Consider the following 21,418-nt stretch of genomic DNA (forward strand, 5'->3'; position numbering starts at 1 on the left):
AATACCAGTCGGAAAACACTTCCGACTGGTCAGAAAATTTTATTTTTTTAATTGTCTACTTGACGGGTAGCAGTTCAGCTTGAGACAGTCCCTTTCTCTATTATCTCGATGTACAATTAATCTAAATTGTATTCCTTTGCCAACTCTGCAAATCTAGGCAGGGAATTCATAATCTTTTCGCGGGATACGCAGTATGCCATTCTCACATAGCCTGGGCCTGCAAAAGAACTTCCCGGCACTAACAGAAGATTATGTTTCTTTGCCGCTGCTACAAATTCCTTTTCGTTCTTTACAGGAGACTTCATCCACAGGTAAAATGCACCTTCCGGCTTGGTGCATTCAAATCCCAGCGCAGTCAGGCCGCCGTAGAGCGCTTTTGCATTTTCTTCGTAGTAGGAAACATCGCACTGAGCGTCAACACACCTTGCGATAACCAGCTGCATTAAAGACGGCGCGTTGGTGAAACCGCCCAGACGGTTAGCAACAGTTACAGCCTGAATAAATTCTTCAGCACCGTCGGATTCGTCAGGAATTACAACATAACCGATACGTTCACCTGGAAGTGACAGGGATTTACTGTAGGAATATGCCACAACAGTATTATCGTAGTATTTTGTCATATACGGTACATCTACACCGCCAAATGCCAGTTCTCTGTACGGCTCATCAGAAAGCAGGTAAATTACTGTTCCATATTCTTCCTGCTTTTTCTTTAAAATATCAGCAATGCCCTTTACAATTTCCTCCGGATATACTGCACCTGTTGGATTGTTCGGATTGTTAACGATAACAGCCTTGGTCTTAGGGGTAATTTTGGCTTCAAATTCATCCAGTTTTGGCATAAATCCGCCTTCAGGATTTGGAGAAACTGCAACAGTTACGCCGCCGTAAGTCTTAATATAGTTGCCGTACTCAAGGAAATATGGTGCAAACACGATTACTTCTTCACCCTCATTGAGCATCGTTCTGAGCAAAATATTCAAAGCACTCCCTGCTCCGACAGTCATAATGATATTATTTTCTGTAAAGCTTGTGCCGAAACGCCGGTTCAAATTGCCTGCTACAGCAGCTCTGGTTTCTGGAAAACCTGCATTACTCATATAGCCATGTACATACAGCGGATCATCATTTTGGATAATATCTATGATTGCTTCTTTTACTTCCTCTGGCGCTGGAACGCTAGGGTTACCTACGCTGAAATCAAAAACATTTTCAGGACCAAATTCTTCTGCCATTCGCTTTCCTTCTTCAAACATAGCTCTTACAACAGAGCTTCCTTCTACAAAAGGAACCATTTTCTTTGAAATCATGTTTCTCTACCTGCCTTTCTTTCATTGAAGTTCTGAGTTTTCATCCTATCAAATACCTATATTTTACTCCAAATAGCTTTGAAATTCAAACAACATTTCAGATTATTTCAAAATTCTTTTACACTTTATCACTGTTTTGTGCTGTCGTGAATATTGATAAAAAACATACCGTGCTGGGCGTGAACTCCAACACGGTATGGATAAAGATAACTTGACGTTTTCTATTTTCTTGTCTCTTCAAATTCCTTCCATGCAGCTTTGCGGAAATCTTCGTTGAGAAGATATTCACAGGCAACTACGGTTAAACCTTTGGCTGCCAGCATCATACCGTCAAAGCCCTGCTGCGAGCCTGCTGCCTTGCAGAAAGGTTCTGTGTGGCAAGCGATGTCACTAGGACCCATTTTGAAGTAGGATCCGAGGGTCGGACACGCGTAGGTGATGTCACCTACGTCCCATGCAAAGTTTCTGGAATCTGTCTGGGTATAGCTTTCTCCAATGCTGTCCAAATACTGTGCCAAAACCAGCCCCATCTGATGATTGGATTTGGTATCTTTCATCGGGTTTGGAACAACTTCCCAGTCGTAAGTGCAGCCTGTTACCAAGCAAGCCGCTTCCGCACAGTTACGCAGATTCTGCACAACTCTGTCAAGATGCGGAGATGTGTCGGAACGAAGACTGAATTCCAGTCCGCAGCTGTCAGGAATGGTGTTGGAAACCAGTCCTCCGTCGGTTACAATGCCGCTGATGACATCGCAAGGACGGTTCTGCTGTCGGATTGCATTCATGTTGCTCATGCAAAGCATGCCGGCAGTCAGTGCATTTTTGCCAAGCACCGGATCGCCTCCTGCATGAACGCCATATCCGTGGAAGTGCAGCTTTACAGTGGTTGCAGCCACCAGATTTCTCTCGATGACAGTTTCTCCCTCACCGTGGGCTGTGAATACGCAGTCCACATCGCTGAAAATGCCTTCGTTTACCATAACCGCTTTAGTTCCGTAGTTAGAAACAGTTCCTTCTTCAGCCGGCGCGCCGATGACACGGACTTCGCCTCCCAGCTCCTCCTGAATTTTGCTCAGGGTAATTGCGCCGCCTACAGCGGAGCAGCAGAACAGGTTATGGCCGCAGGCATGTCCGATTTTTGGAAGTGCGTCATACTCTGCAACATATGCGATAACAGGTCCCGGTTTTCCAGATTTTTTCACCGCGGAAAAAGCAGTTTCCATGCCTAAAAGATTTCTTTCTACAGTAAAACCGTTTTCAGAAAGCATATCAGTAAGCAGCTTCGAAGCCTTAAACTCCTGATGTCCCAGCTCCGGGTTTTCCCAGATGGTTCTGCTCATAGCAGTCAGCGCCTGTCTGCGGCTTTCCAGTTCCTCGGTGATTTTTCCAATATATTTTTCAGCTAACATGATTTCTCCTTACGTGAAATTACATGAAGATGGTTGCGCCAGGTCCAAGAGGCAGTCCCAGAACGTACCATACTACAATCAGTACAACCCAGGTCAGACCAATGGTGATTGCCATCGGCAGCATGGTTGCGATGATAGAACCCAGACCGGATTTCTTGTCATATTTCAGCGCAGTCATGATGATAAACGGCATAAACGGCTCCAGCGGTGAGATGGAGTTAGTTACAGAGTCAGCGATACGGAATGCTGCCTGTGTAAATGCCGGTGAAAAGTTCATCTTCATGAACATCGGTACAAAGATCGGTGCCATCAGCGCCCATTTTGCAGATGCACTGCCGATTACAAAGTTAATCAGCATAGTAATACCGATAAATGCCAGGATGAGAGGAATACCAGTCAAGTTGGTGCTGCTTAAAAATTCAGAGCCCTTTACTGACAGATATAATCCCAGATTGGACTGTGAAAATGCTTTTACAAACTGACCTGCAAAGAAGCACAGTACGATAAATCCAGCCAGACCGGACATGGATTTGCCCCACATATTTACTACATCTGCAGATTTTTTGATTGCTTTAGTGCGAATACCATAAACAATGCCCGGTACTAGGAAGAAAACAGTCAGAATTGGAATCATGCTGCTCATAAACGGTGACTGAATAACGCCGCCGTCTTCTCCACGGAGGATGCCGTTTGTCGGCACAATGGTAATTGCAACCACAATAAGATAAATTAAAACAGAGATACCCGCCCATTTCAGTCCGGATTTTTCTTCTGCTGTTACTGCAGAAAGTGTGGTATCTTCTACAGTACCATCTCCGTCTTCAGCTTTGTATTCGCCCAAACGAGGCTCAACCACTTTTTCTAAAACAATAGTGCCTGTGATAGTCAAAACGATGGTAGATACTGCCATGAAGTACCAGTTTACAGTCGGATTTACCAGATAGTCCGGGTCGTAAATCTGTGCTGCGTCCTGGGTGATACCAGCAAGCAGAATATCTGTCTGCGTGATTAACAGGTTTGCAGAAAGACCTGCAGCTACGCCGGCAAAACCAGCAGCAAGACCTGCAATAGGGTGTCTTCCCATACCCTTAAAAATCATAGCGCCAAGAGGCGGGATAATGACGAATGTTGCAGAACCAGCCAAACTTCCCATAATACCTACAAACAGTACTACAGCAGTTACAAGTACTTTCGGCGCACCTGCAATAGAAGATTTGATTACAGTGGTTACAAGCCCTGTTTCTTCAGCAATACCGATACCCAGCATAGCTACCAGGGTCATACCCAGCGGGCTGAAAGTTACAAAGTTTTCAACCATAGACTGCAGCAGCCAAATCAGACCTTCTTTGCTCATCAGGTTCATGATATACTGCTCTTCACCGGTGTTTGGATGTGGAAATACAATATTACCGCAAAGACCGGAAATGACGAATACTACGATCGTCAGAATGATGAAAATGTAAACGGGATGAGGCAGCTTGTTTCCGAAGCGCTCAATACCGTTCCAAATTCCGCGTTTCTTTTCGTTCATTTTTTACTCCTTTGGTTACATCATTTCTTTTGTTAAACAAATTAACTTAACGCAATAAAAGCAGGCATATCAAATGCTGGTGCATTCTGACATGCCACACACGTTCTCTATGATACCGCAAAACCTTACAAAATTCTAGTAAATTTTTTATTTTTTTCATATAAAAACTTTACTACTTTACTTCAAGAAATATCCAAAAGCTGTCGGCAGCGGTATTTCTGCAGCTAACTGCGCATCGCTTGCCCACTGGAAAATTTTCGGCATTTTTTCCACTGCAATAAAATAACCTGTCATATGCCACTCTACATGGGTAAATACATGGCAGTAATCAGTACTGCGCAAAAGATTCTTCGGCGTACAGCCCCAGCGTTCCACTTGCTCTATGGCTTGGGCGGCAGTCAGCCTTTTCTCTACATTAGGCAACTGATACAGTCCCGCTAAAAGACCTGTTTCAGCACGCCTGCAAACAGCCGTTCCTAAAGGCGCCTGCAGGATAAAAACAGTCATGTCCACTTTTTTTCTTGCCTTTTTCTTCGCTTTCACAGGTAGTGCAGCTGCTGTACCTGCGGCTTTCGCCTCGCAGTAGGCGTTCACCGGACAGATTTCACACTTTGGTGCGCCTGCCGGTCCGCAGATAAGCGCCCCCAGCTCGATGAGTCCCTGCGTAAAATCGCCGCAGTCTTTTTCTGGATAAAGGGAGGACAGGTAAGCAGTAATCCGCTTCTTCAGCCCGGCATTTAAAATATCCGTATCGTCGTTATTTAAACGGCTCATCACCCGCAGCACATTGCCGTCCACAGCTGCGGTCTTCTGATTAAAGCATATGGATGCAATTGCCCCTGCCGTGTAATCTCCAATGCCCGGAAGGGCTTTAATAGCATCAAACTCCTGCGGAAAAATACCGCCCATCTGCGCTTCTATCTGCTGGGCGGCTTTATGCATGTTTCGGATTCGATTGTAATATCCAAGACCCTGCCAAAGCTTCAGCAAGGTCTCTTCCTCCGCAGCTGCAAGATCAGAAATGGTCGGCAGCGCCTTCATAAAGCGCAGATAATATTCCCGTACTGCTTCCACTCTGGTCTGCTGCAGCATAATCTCTGAAACCCAGACATGATATGGTTCTTTGTCTTCTCGCCAAGGCAAATCTCTGCGATTTTCGCGGTACCATGTCATCAGCGTTTCTGTAAAAGTTTTATCGATTCGTTTCACCATTTTGTTTAACCATTTGCTCTTAAAAATCCTTCGATAATCTGCTGTTCTGCTTCTTCCTCAGTAAGTCCCAGAGTTCTCAGCTTCAAAATCTGCTCGCCTGCCACTTTGCCGATAGCTGCCTCATGGATCAGTTCTGCATCAAGGTGACCGGCATAAAGCTCGGGCGCCGCATTAACTCTGCCTTTTCCTACGAGAATTGCGTCACATTCGGAGTGACCTGTACAGCGGTTGTTGCCTTTTATCTTGGAATGATATTCCTGATAGGAATTGCCCTTTGCGACAGAGCGGGAAATCAAATCAATGGCGCTGTCTTCGCCATTCATATCCACATCAAAATCTGTCATGACGTATTCGTCTCCGTCTGTCATCAGACTTTCGTGAATCAAAAGCTTCGCCCGGTCCTCAAGGCTTCCTGTGGTAGTTCTGACGGAATGATCCACACCACCCAGCTGAATGGTGTTCATCTCAAGCACAGCGTCCTCAGCAAGTTCCACATGGGTTACCGGACTGATTTTCTTCTGCCCGGTTCCTTCTCCGGTTCCCAGATGCTTTTCTTCATAAAGAACTTTAGCACCTCTTTCCAGATAGAAGCTATGAATACCGTTGTGTGCAGCTTCCCCTTCATCGTCGGTATGCACACCGCAGCCTGCTACAATCACTACATCAGCACCTTCACCAACGTGAAAATCATTATATACAAGGTCACTCACGTTACCGCGAGTCACACAGGCAGGAATGAAAACCTTCTCTCCTTTGGTGCCTGCTTTGATGTAAATATCAATACCGCTGCCGTCAGCCTTACCCTCAATCTGAATGTTGTCGGTGGACTGTCTGCCTGCGCAGCCGCCGTTTTCTCTAATGTTGAATGCCCCTGTATAGCCTCCCTCTGTATAATCAGAGACTGCTTTTAAAAGTTCTTCTGTCAGCTTGTCCATCTTTTACCACTCCTTTCCAATCGGGCAGATGCCGGCTTTTTCACCTGCCAAAAGCTGCGGCATAATTTCCTGGCTCGGACCTGAAATGCGAACTTTTCCGTCCACAATTACCGCAATTTCATCTGCAATCTCAAGAAGACGCTCCTGATGGGAAATAACCAGAAGAGCCTTATCCTGTTCTTTTTTAAGATCCTCAAAGGTCTCAATGAGTCCTGTAAAGCTCCACAGGTCAATACCTGCCTCCGGCTCGTCGAAAATAAGCACCTTGCTGTCTCTTCGCGCCAGTACGGAAGCAATTTCGATTCTTTTGATTTCACCGCCTGAAAGGCTGGCATTGATTTCTCTATCGATATAATCCTTGGTGCAAAGCCCCACCTTCGCCATCAGCTGACAGACATTTTCATCGCCAACGTCTCCGCCTGCTGCCAAATCAAGAAGAGAACGCACGGTAATCCCCTTAAATCTGACCGGCTGCTGAAAAGCATAGCTGATACCAAGCTTCGCTCGTTCTGTAATATCTTTCTCCGTAATATCTATATCTCCAAGGCTGATTCTGCCGCTGCTGACCTGATTCAGACCCGCAATAACCTTCGCAAGGGAAGTCTTGCCGCCTCCATTTGGACCAGTAACTACAGTCAGTTTCCCCGGTTTTAGCTGCAAATCAATTCCTTTGAGAACCGCATCTCTGCCATCCGGTTTCCAGCACACATTCTCAAGTGTTAGCATGTTGTTCCTCCAAAAAACTTAATAATTGTTACATACTTTTCTATTTTATACCATTTACAGCAGAATTGAAACCTTTTTCTCTCGAAAACGCCGCGAAAAAACACCTCCCGCCTGCACTGCATAAAAGAGGTGTTAGATACTAAAAGTTATGCGTTTAATTTTGCTACCGCTTCAGCGCCTGTCATACCGACCTCAACGCCCAGCTCCGCAGCCTTTGCAGAAACCGCCTTTACCGGATTTGCCAGCGTCTCCTCAAAACAGCTGCCGCCTACAATTGCAGCAGCGTCCCCAAAGGACTCAGCCGCCGGCAGATTGAGATAGCCGCACATTACATATCCCTTCCTGCAAGGAATCAAAAGCATATTCGGATGTCCTTCTCCGCCAGGGGCAACAACTCGCAGTCCCTGAACAGATTGTCCGTTTACGTTTAACATTTCAACTTCTATCATTTCCATCTTCCTCCTGTATGGTATTCTTCTGGATTTATTATACTGCCCCTTTACTCGGAAGTAAAGAGCCTCTTCTCTTCTCGTTTCTTCCGTTTCCATTCCTCAATCTGAGAAAGCCGCTCCTTTACCAGCTTTTCTCTGCCCTGGGTCGTCGGCTGATAATACTGTCTTCCTTTCAGTGAATCCGGCAGGCAAGTCATAACAGTCAGCTTTTCTTCTGTGTCATGGGCATATTCATATCCTTTTCCGTAGTCTAGTTCCTTCATCAGGCTGGTCGGTGCATTGCAAAGGTGCAGCGGCACCGGCTCTGCCGGCATATTCTTTACATCTTTCTTACACGCTTCGCAGGCTTTGTAAAGAGCGTTGGATTTGCTCGCCATGGAAAGATACACCACAGCATGGGTCAAGTGCACATCACACTCTGGCATGCCCAGAAAGTGGCAAGCCTGATAAGCCGCGACTGCTATCTGTAGTGCTGCAGAATCTGCCATACCTACATCCTCGCTGGCAAAGCGCACCAGTCTGCGCGCGATATACAGTGGATCCTCTCCGCCATCCAGCATCCTGCAAAGCCAGTACACTGCAGCGTCCGGGTCGCTGTTTCGCATGGATTTGTGAAGCGCTGAAATCAGATTATAGTGTTCCTCTCCATTTTTATCGTATAACAACGATCTGCGATTCATGCATTCGGAAAGCACTGAATCAGTCACATGAACTGTGCCATTTTCGTCAATTTCACCGTTGAGCACCGCCATCTCCAACGTATTCAGCGCTGTTCTTGCATCCCCATTGGAAAACCTGGCAATAACCGAAAGATCCCCTTCCGTAATATCAACATCCATATTTCCAAAACCCTTTTCGCTGGTAATGGCATGCTGCAGAAGTCCTGTCAGATCCTCTTCGCCAAGAGCTTTCATCACAAAGACCTTGCATCTTGATAAAAGCGCAGAATTAATTTCAAAGGATGGATTTTCCGTCGTTGCACCAACTAGTATGATACTGCCCTTTTCCACATAAGGAAGAAACGCATCCTGCTGCGCCTTATTGAACCTATGGATTTCGTCCGCAAAGAGCAGTGTGCGAATCCCCATACGCCGGGACTCTTCGGCTCGTCCCATAACCGCTTTGATTTCTTTGATTCCGCTGGTTACCGCACTGAACTCCACAAAGTTCGCCTTGGTTTGCTTTGCGATAATCCTTGCAAGAGTGGTTTTTCCCACACCCGGTGGCCCCCAGAAAATCATCGAAGAAATCTGATCCTTGTCTATGAGCTGGCGTAAGATTTTCCCTTTTCCAATCAGGTGCTGCTGCCCCACATACTCGTCCAGAGTTTCTGGTCTGAGACGGCTTGCCAGCGGCGCAACTTCGGGTCTATTGTCAAAAATTGTAATCTGTTCCATACTAATTCTCTTCCGTCTGCTTTGCTTTCAGCAAATCCCTAATTTCTACAAGAAGCTCCTCCTGGGTTGGTCCCTTCGGTGCCTTCTCTTCGGCTTCTTTTGCAGCTGCTCTCGTAAATGTCGCCGTCACTTTTGCCGCAACCTTCACCATGGCAAAAATACACACACCGATAATCAAAAAATCGATGATATTCTGTATGAAACTCCCATAAAGAATCGCTGTTTCCGGTGTTACGACAGCGCCGGCAGCGTCCAGCTCAGCTTCCTTTATCACCCACTTTAAATCTGAAAAAGAGATTGTACCTGTAATCGCTCCTAACGCCGGCATAAGAATATCGTTTACAAGAGATGTTACGATTTTCCCAAAAGCACCTCCGATAATCACGCCAACGGCCATATCGATGATATTTCCTTTTAAGATAAAGGCTTTAAATTCGCTGACTGTGCTGCCTACAGTGCCTGTCAATTTGTTTTTCTTCTCCATAAAGTTTTCCTCTGCAGTTCTTTTCTTTTGCATCGTTCATCGTTTTTTTACGATATTATTTGAAATTCATCTTATTTTAGCATATTTTGATAAACACGGCAACCGGTTCCCTACTGTGCATCTCAACCTAAAATCCTGTTTTCAAGAAAAAGTGTATAACATTTTTGTTCTGTACTTTTATGCAGCTTGCATTTGGCGTAAGATCTCATATAAAATCACCAAATTCTTACGTAAAATGCAGTATTTCCGCAGAAAATCAAGGGTAAATCCTATCTGAAGCCCGGGGTATCACACCTATTGGTGATGCAATTTGACTTCAGTTATACACTTTTTTTGTATTTTCTATTTCTCGGTTAAGATTCGTCTCCCCCAGTTATACATATTTTATCGAAAATCGTAATTTGGGTTGAAATCATTTGTTCATGCGCCAGACGCACAGCATTCGCAGACTTTCTAATTTTTGAAAACGTTTTTACCCCCCTCTTTCCTGCCACACGCACTGAAATCTTATCCTTGACAGAACAACATTCCAAAGCTAGTATATTCTTGATAAAAACCTGTGCGTAACCGCAGGTTTTTATCAAGAACACATTATGGGAGGCAATTTGTTATGTATAGAAAAATATCTGAAGAATTGCTGGCATTCCTAAACGCCAGCCCCAGTTGTTTCCATGCTGTAAAGAATATGGCAGACACACTGGAATCCAAAGGCTTTACCAAGCTTTGCGAAGAAGAAAAATGGACACTTGCTCCGGGTGGCAGCTATTTTGTCACACGAAATGACTCTTCTATCATCGCATTTACCATTCCGATAGGCGGCATCAGCAGCTTTCGTATTATGGCAAGCCACAGCGACTCTCCTACTTTTAAGGTGAAAGAAAACCCTGAAATTACAATAGAAAACCACTATACCAGGCTCAATGTGGAGCGCTACGGCGGCATGATTTACAGTTCGTGGCTGGATCGCCCGCTTTCCGTTGCCGGTCGTATCATCATAAAGGATGGCGATAAATTCATAACAAAACTGGTAAACATTGACCGTGACCTGCTGTTGATTCCAAATCTTGCCATTCACATGAACAGGGAGGTTAACAGCGGATACAAGTACAATCCGCAAAAGGATCTGCTTCCGCTCTATGCTGCTTCTCCAGCTGAAAATTCTTTCATGGAGTTGATTGCAGAAGCTGCAGGTGTACAGGCAGAAGATATTCTCGGTCACGATTTATTCCTTTACAACAGACAGCAAGGCACCATCTGGGGCGCCAATAACGAATTCATTTCCAGCGCCAAACTGGATGATTTACAGTGTGCCTTTGCGTCATTACAAGGATTTTTGCAAGGAAAAAAAGAAAAGCATGCTGCAATTCACTGCGTCTTCGATAATGAAGAGGTCGGCAGCGAAACCAAACAAGGCGCAGCTTCTACCTTCCTGAAAGACACTCTAGCTCGCATTTGCGAAGGGCTCTCCATGAGCCATGAGGATTATCTGGTTGCTATTGCAAAGAGTTTTCTCGTCTCCGCCGACAATGCGCACGCAGTGCATCCAGCCCATGGAGACAAAGCTGATCCAACCAACCGTCCTTATATAAATAAAGGCATCGTCATCAAGTATAACGGTGACCAAAAGTACTGCACTGATGCGGTTTCCTCCGCCATATTCAAGGATTTATGCAAAGTCTGCAGCGTGCCTGTTCAGTCCTTCGCAAATCGATCCGACATGGCTGGCGGCTCCACGCTGGGCAATATCTCCACCTCTCAGGTTGCACTGAACTCCGTTGACATCGGTCTGCCTCAGCTGGCAATGCATTCCCCTTATGAAACCGGCGGTATCAAAGATACTGCAGACTTGGTTCAAGTGGCTGCTGCACTGTTTGCATAAGATATAACAAAGAAAAAGCTTTTGTTCCTTAACTGTTTAATCATGTCAGTTAAGGAAGCGAAAGCTTTTAATTTTTTATGATGTAATAAATCATGCCAGAAGCTGGATTCCCATAGGAAGCCACAGAGGCACCACAAAGGTCAAAATAGTACCGCTGATAAGTGCCACCATGGAAAGTTCCGGACCCACAAAGCGGCTGACAGGCACCAGCATGGAATCCATACAACCAGCAGCACCTGAGGCTATGGGGCTACCTTTGCTGATTCTGATAAGAACCGGTAGCAGTGCCACAGTCAGTACATCCCGCAGAATGTTTACAATAAATCCATAAGTTCCGGCCTCAATGCCAAAAGTATCCGTCATCGCTGCACCCGTCAAACTGTAATATCCCATACCGCTTGCCGAAAGCACCGCCCAGTTTGTCGGCACGCTCAGCACCGCGCCTGCCAGCATTCCCCCGAACAGACAGCCTGCAAAAATCCCTGTGGGCATCAATAGCACTCGAAATCCCAATCGACGAATATAGCTAAACACACTTTTGTTGGACGCAAGACTCACCCCAACGCCTGTATAAAGAAAAATCAGACAGCCAGTCAACATTGCATCTAACAGGTATTCCTGTATATTCTGCATAAAAAATCTGCCAGCAATCATGCCTACTGCAATGCACGCAGGCATGATAACAATCAAAGGTGAAAAGCTACTTCTTCCTTTAGACTTCGATTCGCTTCCAGAAGCAGTATCCGATGCTATAGAAGCCCCTTTTTCCATATGAAGCTGCAGACGAATTTTTTCAAGAGGCATGATTGTCTTTTCTAAAAGTACTGTGACCACCACACTGCAAGCCACTGCGCTTAGAGAAATGAGGAAGCAGTTGATCCCAATCCGATTCAAATTACCCATGACCTCCTCACTGGTTCCGATGTTGATTCCAATTACAACCATCAGCAAAAATAAAGCCAGATTTGTCAGGTAATCTATGTACTGAAGAATTTTTTCGGGCAGCCCGCGCCAGTTAATCGCGGCACCTAAAGCAAGACAGATAAAGGGAATATAGACGTTCATGCTGCTGACCTCTCTTTCTTCAAGTTATTTTCTAATATTATACAGGCTAAAACAAAAAAAGTCGAACACTTTATTCCTTATATATTTGCATAAAAACAGAGCCTTTACCGAATCTTCCTGTAAAGGCTCCATTATTATCAAGCCATCTCTCTATTATTAATCATTAAATGCTTTTAATCTGATTGGAACATAACATCTCGTTTTATCCCCATCATTTATGGTTGGGCTTGCTGATTTTCCTGTAAGCTGATTAAAGGTATATACTCCCGTGTAAGTTTGTCCCGCAAATGCTCCGGTTGGAACAATCTCGTCGTTTGGAATCCATGAAGTTTTGCAATTTCCATTTGTCTTACTGAAACCTACCTGTTCTATGCATGTTACTTGGCTCTTCTCTGGATCTACCTTTGTTTTTGAAGCATCTGCATACACAATCTTAACGCCCACAACTAAACGAACATGTCCATACCCGCTCCCATCCGTGGTTCTAAAAAGTAATGCATCTCCAGGCTTAATTGCTGCATATACCTTACTGTAAATATCTTCACCATCCTCATAATTTCCTTCTGCTGAAAGACCAGTAACAACCTGTTTCGTCGTAGTAGCATTTTTCCGAGCGCTATAGTATTTTCCGTACTTTCCTACCAGCATGAGATAATCATTCTCATTTTCGCTTGCAATAATACCATCGGCAAACATGTTTTTTGTTCTGTAAATCTTCCCTGTATCTTTTCTTGCCAAATACACACCTGTCGCGGCTTTCCATGCAAAACCAACAGATGAAGAGCAGTCAGTTCCATAAATAGAAACGTATTGCGGATCGCTGGCAAGTGTCTTTGTCCCCTTTTTTAATGTTATACCGTTCGAATACTCTTCTTCTCTATAAACCTGTGAATACGGAATCCCTTTCCGTGGAATCACCTCATTTGCCAGCTTATTATCCCATCGGCAGTTGACCTTTACCTTAGAACTCTCTGTCAGCTGATTGTTATCATCTTGACCATAACAATATCGTAATGTTGCAGTCAGCTTCCAAGGCATCTGTGACATTTTAAGCATCTTGTCACATGCAGCCGCTCGTTGCGCAGAGACTGCGGTAATTGTACCCCCATCGTCAACCGTATAAGTACCCGCTGCAAATATAGGCTGCGCAGACAGCATCGTCATAATCAAACACAACGTCACAAGCACAGATACCTTTTTCATGATTTTCTTCATTTTCATCTTCCCTCCTTAGCAATTTAGTGATTTCTTAGTTTTATATTAACCTATGTCTACCTGCCTGTCCACTCTAATCTGTCGACACCTTTCTACAAAATTTTACAATTCAGCACTATTTGTACAAATTCACTTCATTGTGAACTATCATTTCATTTATGAGTTTTGCGCAAAAAGGCGTACAACTATAATCTTAAAAAAAGAACAAAAAGAGGGAGGAATTCTTAAAATGAAGAAATTTTTAACCGTGCTTCTTGCATTGTCAGTTGTCTTCACTTATAGCTTCAGTGCTGTTGGCTCTGTTTTTGCAGCCGCTACACCAGCTGAACAGGCAAATGCTGCAATTGCTGACGCACAGAAAGAAATGGCTGAATATGTAGATGAATTTGCTGGCAAGATTGTCTACAATCAGCAGGGCAATGTAGTAAGCGTACCAGATGTTGCTGATGCATCTCTGGATAAAAACCTTACAAAAGCTGCTATTGATGCAGCACTGACTAAATTGAAAGCTGATTACAATGAAAAAATTGCTACAGAAGCTGCTCAAAGAGTTGCCGATAACAACTGGACAGATGAAGATACTACAGCAGTAGATGATATATGGGCTGATTTAAAAGGTACTGACGCATATGCAGTAGGCACAAAGTTATTTGATGAGACTGCAGGTGCATATGGTGCTGTAGATGGCATTCTGTACACAGAAGCTGTAAAAGCTGCTAAGGCAACTGCACAGGCTGCTATGGAAGCAATTGATCCTGCTAACTACAGCGATACTGATGCTGCAACTATCGTAGAAAAAAAGGCTGACTTAACAACTGTTGTTACAATTGTAGCAAATTCTAAGGCAGGTTTGCAGAAACTGTTAGGCGGAGAGGCTGCAGAAGATACTGAAAAGCTAGGTGCAATCGCAGTATTCAAAAATGCTACTAAAGATTTAGTAACAAAAACTGATGCAGCAGCTGCTCTGGACAAAGCAAAGAAAGAAGCTGTTGATGCTGTAAATGATGCTGCTGCTGATTTCACTGCTGCTGAAAGAGCAAGACTGCAGAATATCGTTGCGAATCCTGAAGCAGCAAGCAATGCTACTGAGGTTGCAGAAGCAAACGCAAGATTAGGTTCATTAACTGCAAATGTACAGAAGGTAGTTGCTTTATATGTTGGTCAGATTAATGATGCGGAAGCAGAAAGTGCTGTCACAACAGCTAAAACTACTGCATTAGCTACGTTGGCTCCTTCTGCTAATACTAGTGAACCAGACAACTTCTATAAGATTGCTGACAAGTTTGTAAATGTCAACCTGTTAGTAAAATATGCTACTGACTATGCGGCTGCTTTAAAGAACCAGTATAGTCCTACTACAGGTAAGGCTATTTATAACGCTGCAACTGTTGATGCTGCATTAGAAAAGCTCGTTAAATTAATTAATAACTTAGATACAACCGTTGATACTTATGGCAAAATCCAGACATGGATGCAGTCTTCTACTAATATTCCGAATGCAGAAAAAGAGATTGTAGATTTAGAAAAAGTTATCAATGATGGCGTACGTCTGATTAAAACTGATTATGCTGCTACTGCATTAGAATCAAACAACACGAATCTTTCTGCTTTGAACAAAGCAACGGATAAATATGCCCCTACAAACTGGGAAGGCGATAATAAAGATGCTGTAGAAACAATCCAGAAGGATTTTGAAGCTAAAATTAAAGCTGCTGCCAATGCTGATGCTGTTGTTGCATTAGTAAAAGAAGCAAGAGCCGCTATGGATAAATATCTGACTATTACTCAGACTGCATCTGTAAAAACAAGTGTTAACACACAATTAATTGCAGCTGGTTATGTTGGCGGTACTGCAGCTGCCATTGATAAGACTACAGGATTCTTAAAAGCTTATGCTGATGGCGTTGCTGCTAGAGACAGCGTAAACGCTTATGCAAACAAGACAAAAGAAGATGCTGTTAATCAGGCATTAGAGGTATTCTATGATGCTGTAAACGCTAAACAGAATGCAAACCTGAAAGCTTCTGAAATCAAAGCTATTCTGTCTGAAAATTATGCTGCTGCATTAGCTAAGATTGATGCTATGAAAGCGGATTCTGTATTAGCTTCTGAAGCGCAGAAAGTAATCGATGCTATCAAAGCATTACCTGTTACCGCAACATTAGAAAAGAAAGCTGATTATCTGGCTGTACAGAAAATGTACGAAGATTATCTTGAACTTGCTGGTGCAACTGAAGCAAGCGTTACCAATCGTGGTCTGCTGAACGCTTATGTAACCAGAATCATCACCTTAGAAAAAGCTGCTGCTGAAGCATTAGTAAATGCTCTGCCTAGAACTATTACAGTTGCAGATAAAGCTGCTGTTGAAGCTGCAAGAGCTGCTGTTGATGCATATGCTGACAACTATTCCAAGTACGCTGGATACGTTGATATTTATCAGACTGGAAGTGGCGCTACGGCTACTGATACTGTTGTCTATGCCGCACTTAAAGCTGCAGAAGCTGCATTGTCCAATGCTATGAAGGCTGATGCGGCTAAGAAGATTGCCGCTCTGCCGGAAGTTATCACAGCTGCTGATAAGGAAGCTGTAGACGCTGCAAAAGCTGCTTACGATGCATTATCCGATGCTGATAGGGCTGCATTTGACAGAGATTCCGCTGCACTGGTTGCTAAGCTGGAACTGGCTATCAAAACATTAGAAAAAGCTGATGTGGAAGGTCGTATCAAAGCAGTAGAATCCTTCAAGATTAAGGTAACTACAAAACGTTACACCGGTTCCAAGATGAGAATCAACTGGACTGCAACAGGTGATGAATCCGCAATCGATGGATACAGAGTATACTACTCCACTAAGAAGTCCAACTCCGGTTACAAGTACTTAACTAAGACTACTAAGAAGTACATCAACCACACTTCCATCAAGAAGAACGTGAAGAAGGGTACTAGAGTATACTACAGAGTAAGAGCTTATGTTGAAATTGACGGCGTAAGATACTTCTCCGACTACTCCACAGTAGGTAATAGAATCTGGAAATAAGATTTAAACTAAATCAAAAAGAAAAAGAAGGTCAAATTCGGCCTTCTTTTTCTTTTTGATATTTTACCTGCTATACATTACTCAAAACTGCTGATAAACAGCTTCTCTCGTTTCAGTATGCGGTCAATTTGCGTGTCCATAAACTTCTGATATTTTTCCAGTCTCACCTTCGGCCAGTTGTACTTCTCGTGAGGAATAAACGCAAAGCCGGAAAGATTTTTCAAATCACTTCGAATTTCGTCTGTCAGCATATCGTTAGCGTTGATATTGAATTCCCCCATAAGGCGCGGATAAATATCTATCAGACAATCCATATTCTGTCTCATAAAACGGTCATCATCCATATGAAACAGCATAGATCGGTTATGATCAAACACTGGAGCCATCCCTATAGGTTTTAGAGTGTCATTGTTCACCAGAAGTCCAAAATTCCCCAAATGGCGGTCAATATTGAGAATCAGTGCATCCAGTACCATCATTCGCCTGAAATGCTCACCATGGCCACATTTTTCCATCACCGCCAGCGCCTCTTGGACAGAAACCGACTGGGGATTTTCCACATGATATGTCATCTGAGAAAATCCTACTTCCTCGCTGGTGAAAATCCCGCACTTATTAGCAAGGTGTCCGTGGTGACTTACTAAATCATATTTAACAGAATCAGTGCAGAAAGCCTCTGCCAGCTGCGAAGCATAGTACTCGGCGAAAACCTCCTGCCCGTGAGTCTCGCTGCCCCGCTTCAGAAGAAAAAGCTGTTCATTCTCACGAATCCAGCATTTCGCATAGTTACCGTCTACGGAAAGTTCCGGTGTCGTTGTGCTGAGACTACCGGAACCGCCTTCAAAAGCAATTCGTGCGATATTTTCGTCAAAATCATTATGGTAAAGAGAAACCTGCTTCCATACCAGAGGTTCTTCATCATTTCTTACCCAGAAGGTATCATTCAAAGATGCACCCCGGCTGACTTTAATAAAGCCGTCAATATCCTCTGCTCCCAGCTGTTTCAAAATGCCCCGGATATATTTGCGGTGCTTAGGAGCTTTACGCCGTTCAATAAACCGAATTATGCTGCCGTCATATGCAGCGGGAAGTCCGTCCGGCTCCAGAATTTTTACATTCTTCGCCTTGGTTGTACCATATTCAGTTTTAAAAGTAGAAAACGTCAGGATAGGACGCTCTTTATTCATAAGCGTGTAATTCATGGGGACCTTCTCTCGGTAATAAAGTTTATTTGAAATTGTATTTTTAGTATATCATATTTTTAATGATAATTCATCACTCATCTGCATTTTTCTTCATAATACAGTGAACAAGATGCAGGCATTATACAGTTAGAAATGAGAAAAATGCTCTCTTTGAAACCGGTATAGACAATCCAGCAATGCTGCAGATATCCCTTTGCTGTATCCTCACACAAAGCAATTACAGATTAAACTTTTTACTGATTTTATAATTTCACGCTCCTTTTCCACAATAATTTCTTTTTCCCCGAAAGTTTTTCATATATAATAATAGTATACAAATTTTATACAAAAGGAGGTTTGATCCATGCACACACCTGACATGATTACTGATTTAGCCGTCATGCTGCTTACTGCCGGTCTTATCACGATTTTATTTAAAAAAATCAAACAGCCTTTGATTCTAGGTTATATTCTGGCGGGCTTTCTTATTAGCCCGTACTTTCCTTTATTTTTCAATGTAGAAGACATCGATTCCATTAATCTATGGAGTGAAATCGGAGTTATTATTCTGATGTTTCACATTGGACTTGAATTTAATCTGCATAAGCTTGCAAAACTGGGCGGAACGGCAGTCATCTCTGCCATTATAAAGATGGGCGGCGTCATGCTGACAGGATACCTAGTCGGTATCCTGATGGGTTTTTCCGTCATCAGCAGTCTTTTTTTGGGCTGTATGCTTTCCATCAGTTCTACCGCTGTCATACAAAAAAGCTTTGAAGAACTGGAAATCAAAGGACAAAAGTATTCCCAACTAGTTATGGGCACTCTGGTTATTGAAGACATCGTGGGCATTTTTATGATGGTGGTTCTATCCACTATCTCTGTCAGCCAGAGCGTTGCAGGCAAAGAGTTGATGATCAGTCTGGCACTGATGGTCTGCTATCTGGTTGTTTGGCTGCTTCTCGGCATTTATTTACTCCCAACCTTCCTGAACAAAGTCATCAAGGTGATGAATGATGAAATGCTTCTTATTTTATCATTAGGACTTTGCTTTGGTATGGTTATGATTGCCAACTTTCTGGGATTTTCTTCAGAGTTGGGCGCTTTTCTTGCAGGCTCTCTTCTTGCGGGCACCATTCATGTTGAACGAGTGGAACATCTTACCGGCGGCGTTAAGGATATGTTCGTGTCTTTCTTCTTTCTGTCCGTCGGCATGAAAGTTGATCCCCATGCTATTGTAAACTATGCTCCCATCATTGCAGTAATTACTGTAGTTGCGGTCATTGCAAAACTGATTTTTGCCACAGTCGGCATGCTGTTATCCGGTCAAACCTTAAACACTGCCGTAAAAAGCGGTTTCAGTCTGGCGCCAATTGGGGAATTTTCTTTTATCATTGCGGCACTGGGCGTCAGCCTTGGTGTGATGGAAGAAAACCTCTATCCGATTATCGTATCTGCTGCAGTGATAACTACGTTTTTAACACCATTTTTAATTAAAAATTCCAGTAGCGTTACTGACCTTTTGCAGAGAAAACTTCCAGAGAGTCTTCTTCAAAAGCTGCACCAGTATACTTCCAGCGACCAGACTGATGATGATAAAGATACAGACTGGAATGAATATATCCGAAAATTTGTTTCCAGAACAGCACTTTATAGTGTCATCATGCTTGTTGCTGTCATGATTGGTATCGAAGGCATTTATCCGTTTTTAGCAGAAACACTCACTCCACTTTCAGCGAGCATCGCTACCTGCGCTATAATTTTCTTCGTCATAGCGATTTTTGTAAGACCTATGCTGAACCCCGGCAATGCTCTTTTCACCTCTCTATGGCTCAAAAAAAGGGCAAATAGACTGCCTCTAATCGTATTGTCAGCTATTCGCGTTATATTGACTGCAACAATTGCCATGATTCCAATTAGCGTATTGTTCGAAATCAATCCTGCATACCTATTTATCTTTATTATTATCGCAGTGCTCATTGCCGGAAAAAGCAACTTTCTCTCAACGGCTTACCTCAGACTGGAAACTCAGTTTCTTCGCAATCTGAACGAAAGATTGATTGAGGCCGAAGAAGAAAAAGGGCTGCACCAGTCCTGGCTGGATACGGAACTTCATATTATTTCCTTAATTGCGCCGGAGTCAGCAGATTTTCTCGGTAAGCACCTGGCTGATCTGCAATGGGGGAAAGTATATAACGTATATGTTGTTAAAATCCGCCATCATGGCAAGCACATTATTTTACCGGAACCTAAGGCTACCATTGCCGCAGGCGATAAAGTCTTTGTCGTTGGAGATTTAAAGTCCATCGAAAACTTTTATCGTCTGGTACAAATGAAGCCTTCTAAACCTCCTAGAACCCTAAAGAAGTTTATGGAGACAGACTATCCTGACGCTGACAATGCGCTGTCTGTCTGTGCAATCAAGGTGACCGGCAATGAATCTTATGCCGGAAAAACCCTTAAGAACGGTAATATTCGAGAAAAGTTCCACTGCATGGTGCTGGGCGTACAGCAAAGCGGCTACCCGATTATCATGCCTGATATCAATACTCTAATTACCAAGGAGGACATCATCTGGGTCATGGGTTCCAACCATAACGTGAGCGTTATCGTTGCCGAATCTGTTGAAACAGCTGAGGCAGCGGATTTCAGACCTCTTTCAAGGACTGATAGATAATTCCATCTTTAAACGCAGGAAAAGAAGTCAAAGAGTACTTACAAAAATACCGAGTACCTGAAGAAAGTAAGCGCTTATAATCTGACTAATCCAACAAGGCTTACAGAATTGCTAAATGATTGGTGATTCACCTATCCAAAAAAAATCAAGAAGGTCGGTTTATTCCGACCTTCTTTTGTCATCATTCATAATTCACAAATTGCTTGACCTCTTATTTCATATATCGCTTCAGTTGCTCATAAAAGTTCTCTCTAGTCCCTGCTAAAATAACGATAACTACAGTTTCATCTATAATTTCAATCTGATAGGAAAGTTCGTAATTTGTTTTGTTATGATATATGTCGTATCCATAAATACCAGATAAATCTCCCTTTTTCGGGCTCCCTATCTGCGGATTCAGCAAAATCCCACTAACCGCATTCTGGAATACTTTTTTAGATGTTTGTCCTTTATTTTCTTAAGATATTTTGCAGCTGGCGGTAAACCATAGTTAATCCTCCCGACCAAAAATATCTTCACTGGTATAAAATTCGCCTTCGCCGTATGCTGCTTTTGCTGCATCTTCAAGCATTGACTCCATTGCAGGTCGAAAATTCCTTTGTATCTCTTTAAATTTCAAAAGCAACTCTTGCCACTATGGAATTATAAGCTTCCGCTTTTGTGAAATGCTTACAGTCTTTCTGCCCGTCATATCTCCTATATCCATAGTCATAACTCCTATAGCGTCATCTCCTTTTATATTATGCGCTTAATCATAAACTGCTGTTCTCTATTTCAAATTTCTTTGTTATCTTTGTTAAAATTTACTTCGACACTTTATTTTTAAGTTCATTGTGAACTATCATTTCATTTATGAGTTTTGCGCAAAAAGGCGTATAACTATAATCTTAAAAAAAGAACAAAAA

The 21,418-nt window shown here is 43.2% G+C and carries 17 protein-coding genes; 3 read left to right on the plus strand and 14 right to left on the minus strand.

The features are described 5' to 3' along the window. Positions 1-116: 116 nt before the first annotated feature. The 9 genes from D1155_RS14740 to mscL form a co-directional block, all read right to left on the minus strand. Positions 117-1,310, minus strand: a complete 1,194-nt coding sequence (locus D1155_RS14740; RefSeq protein ID WP_160203179.1) for a pyridoxal phosphate-dependent aminotransferase — start codon at positions 1,308-1,310, stop codon at positions 117-119. Between the two features lie 221 nt (positions 1,311-1,531). After that, positions 1,532-2,719 carry a M20 family metallopeptidase gene (locus D1155_RS14745; protein WP_160203180.1) on the minus strand — a complete coding sequence of 396 codons (1,188 nt, stop codon included), beginning with the start codon at positions 2,717-2,719 and terminating at the stop codon, positions 1,532-1,534. A gap of 19 nt (positions 2,720-2,738) precedes the next feature. Next, on the minus strand, positions 2,739-4,250 hold the full coding sequence (locus D1155_RS14750; RefSeq protein ID WP_160203181.1) for an AbgT family transporter: 1,512 nt from the start codon (positions 4,248-4,250) through the stop codon (positions 2,739-2,741). 177 nt (positions 4,251-4,427) lie between these two features. Then, positions 4,428-5,462, minus strand: a complete 1,035-nt coding sequence (mutY, locus tag D1155_RS14755) for an A/G-specific adenine glycosylase (RefSeq protein WP_160203182.1) — start codon at positions 5,460-5,462, stop codon at positions 4,428-4,430. Between the two features lie 5 nt (positions 5,463-5,467). Further along, a complete protein-coding gene (locus D1155_RS14760) occupies positions 5,468-6,397 on the minus strand; it encodes a SufD family Fe-S cluster assembly protein (protein WP_160203183.1) in 930 nt (309 codons plus the stop codon). 3 nt (positions 6,398-6,400) lie between these two features. Beyond that, the gene (locus tag D1155_RS14765) at positions 6,401-7,123 is read right to left on the minus strand and encodes an ATP-binding cassette domain-containing protein (protein WP_160203184.1); all 723 of its coding nucleotides are present in this window, start codon (positions 7,121-7,123) and stop codon (positions 6,401-6,403) included. Positions 7,124-7,269: 146 nt separating this feature from the next. After that, positions 7,270-7,572, minus strand: a complete 303-nt coding sequence (locus D1155_RS14770) for a DUF1805 domain-containing protein (RefSeq protein ID WP_201759613.1) — start codon at positions 7,570-7,572, stop codon at positions 7,270-7,272. Positions 7,573-7,622: 50 nt separating this feature from the next. Then, positions 7,623-8,972, minus strand: coding sequence for a replication-associated recombination protein A (locus D1155_RS14775; protein WP_160203185.1), 1,350 nt, complete (start codon positions 8,970-8,972; stop codon positions 7,623-7,625). A 1-nt stretch (position 8,973) separates the two neighbouring features. Continuing rightward, positions 8,974-9,456, minus strand: coding sequence for a large-conductance mechanosensitive channel protein MscL (gene mscL, locus D1155_RS14780; protein ID WP_160203186.1), 483 nt, complete (start codon positions 9,454-9,456; stop codon positions 8,974-8,976). A gap of 610 nt (positions 9,457-10,066) precedes the next feature. On the opposite strand from mscL, the gene D1155_RS14785 reads away from it, so the two are divergent. Beyond that, a complete protein-coding gene (locus D1155_RS14785) occupies positions 10,067-11,335 on the plus strand; it encodes a M18 family aminopeptidase (RefSeq protein ID WP_160203187.1) in 1,269 nt (422 codons plus the stop codon). A 90-nt stretch (positions 11,336-11,425) separates the two neighbouring features. Here the strand turns inward: D1155_RS14785 and D1155_RS14790 are convergent, their stop codons facing one another. Together D1155_RS14790 and D1155_RS14795 are read right to left on the minus strand one after the other, a co-directional pair. Beyond that, the gene (locus tag D1155_RS14790; RefSeq protein WP_160203188.1) at positions 11,426-12,400 is read right to left on the minus strand and encodes a lysine exporter LysO family protein; all 975 of its coding nucleotides are present in this window, start codon (positions 12,398-12,400) and stop codon (positions 11,426-11,428) included. A gap of 156 nt (positions 12,401-12,556) precedes the next feature. Continuing rightward, positions 12,557-13,621 carry a hypothetical protein gene (locus tag D1155_RS14795; protein WP_160203189.1) on the minus strand — a complete coding sequence of 355 codons (1,065 nt, stop codon included), beginning with the start codon at positions 13,619-13,621 and terminating at the stop codon, positions 12,557-12,559. A gap of 223 nt (positions 13,622-13,844) precedes the next feature. Here D1155_RS14795 and D1155_RS14800 point away from each other — a divergent pair, with 223 nt between their 5' ends. Next, on the plus strand, positions 13,845-16,652 hold the full coding sequence (locus D1155_RS14800; RefSeq protein WP_160203190.1) for a fibronectin type III domain-containing protein: 2,808 nt from the start codon (positions 13,845-13,847) through the stop codon (positions 16,650-16,652). A 77-nt stretch (positions 16,653-16,729) separates the two neighbouring features. On the opposite strand, the gene D1155_RS14805 is transcribed toward D1155_RS14800, so the two are convergent. Further along, a complete protein-coding gene (locus D1155_RS14805) occupies positions 16,730-17,854 on the minus strand; it encodes a HipA family kinase (RefSeq protein ID WP_160203191.1) in 1,125 nt (374 codons plus the stop codon). A gap of 346 nt (positions 17,855-18,200) precedes the next feature. Here D1155_RS14805 and D1155_RS14810 point away from each other — a divergent pair, with 346 nt between their 5' ends. Continuing rightward, complete coding sequence (locus D1155_RS14810; RefSeq protein ID WP_160203192.1) at positions 18,201-20,513, plus strand: cation:proton antiporter; 2,313 nt, start codon at positions 18,201-18,203, stop codon at positions 20,511-20,513. Between the two features lie 211 nt (positions 20,514-20,724). Here the strand turns inward: D1155_RS14810 and D1155_RS16155 are convergent, their stop codons facing one another. Together D1155_RS16155 and D1155_RS16040 are read right to left on the minus strand one after the other, a co-directional pair. Next, positions 20,725-20,916 (minus strand): type II toxin-antitoxin system RelE/ParE family toxin, encoded by a 192-nt coding sequence (locus D1155_RS16155; RefSeq protein ID WP_334296743.1) that lies wholly within the window; start codon positions 20,914-20,916, stop codon positions 20,725-20,727. Between the two features lie 87 nt (positions 20,917-21,003). Then, complete coding sequence (locus D1155_RS16040) at positions 21,004-21,132, minus strand: hypothetical protein (protein ID WP_279261930.1); 129 nt, start codon at positions 21,130-21,132, stop codon at positions 21,004-21,006. Between the last annotated feature and the right edge of the window lie 286 nt (positions 21,133-21,418).

This window comes from Anaerotruncus sp. 80 (assembly GCF_009936115.1).
Lineage (GTDB): Bacteria > Bacillota > Clostridia > Peptostreptococcales > Anaerovoracaceae > Senimuribacter > Senimuribacter intestinalis.

Coding starts and splice junctions, on each gene's coding strand:
- D1155_RS14745 (WP_160203180.1), bottom strand. CDS start 2,719: ATGTTAGCTGAAAAATATATTGGAAAAATCACCGAGGAACTGGAAAGC.
- D1155_RS14765 (WP_160203184.1), bottom strand. CDS start 7,123: ATGCTAACACTTGAGAATGTGTGCTGGAAACCGGATGGCAGAGATGCG.
- D1155_RS14790 (WP_160203188.1), bottom strand. CDS start 12,400: ATGAACGTCTATATTCCCTTTATCTGTCTTGCTTTAGGTGCCGCGATT.
- D1155_RS14785 (WP_160203187.1), top strand. CDS start 10,067: ATGTATAGAAAAATATCTGAAGAATTGCTGGCATTCCTAAACGCCAGC.
- mutY (WP_160203182.1), bottom strand. CDS start 5,462: ATGGTGAAACGAATCGATAAAACTTTTACAGAAACGCTGATGACATGG.
- D1155_RS14775 (WP_160203185.1), bottom strand. CDS start 8,972: ATGGAACAGATTACAATTTTTGACAATAGACCCGAAGTTGCGCCGCTG.
- D1155_RS14770 (WP_201759613.1), bottom strand. CDS start 7,572: ATGATAGAAGTTGAAATGTTAAACGTAAACGGACAATCTGTTCAGGGA.
- D1155_RS14760 (WP_160203183.1), bottom strand. CDS start 6,397: ATGGACAAGCTGACAGAAGAACTTTTAAAAGCAGTCTCTGATTATACA.
- D1155_RS14805 (WP_160203191.1), bottom strand. CDS start 17,854: ATGAATTACACGCTTATGAATAAAGAGCGTCCTATCCTGACGTTTTCT.
- D1155_RS14810 (WP_160203192.1), top strand. CDS start 18,201: ATGCACACACCTGACATGATTACTGATTTAGCCGTCATGCTGCTTACT.
- mscL (WP_160203186.1), bottom strand. CDS start 9,456: ATGGAGAAGAAAAACAAATTGACAGGCACTGTAGGCAGCACAGTCAGC.
- D1155_RS14750 (WP_160203181.1), bottom strand. CDS start 4,250: ATGAACGAAAAGAAACGCGGAATTTGGAACGGTATTGAGCGCTTCGGA.
- D1155_RS14740 (WP_160203179.1), bottom strand. CDS start 1,310: ATGATTTCAAAGAAAATGGTTCCTTTTGTAGAAGGAAGCTCTGTTGTA.
- D1155_RS14795 (WP_160203189.1), bottom strand. CDS start 13,621: ATGAAAATGAAGAAAATCATGAAAAAGGTATCTGTGCTTGTGACGTTG.
- D1155_RS14800 (WP_160203190.1), top strand. CDS start 13,845: ATGAAGAAATTTTTAACCGTGCTTCTTGCATTGTCAGTTGTCTTCACT.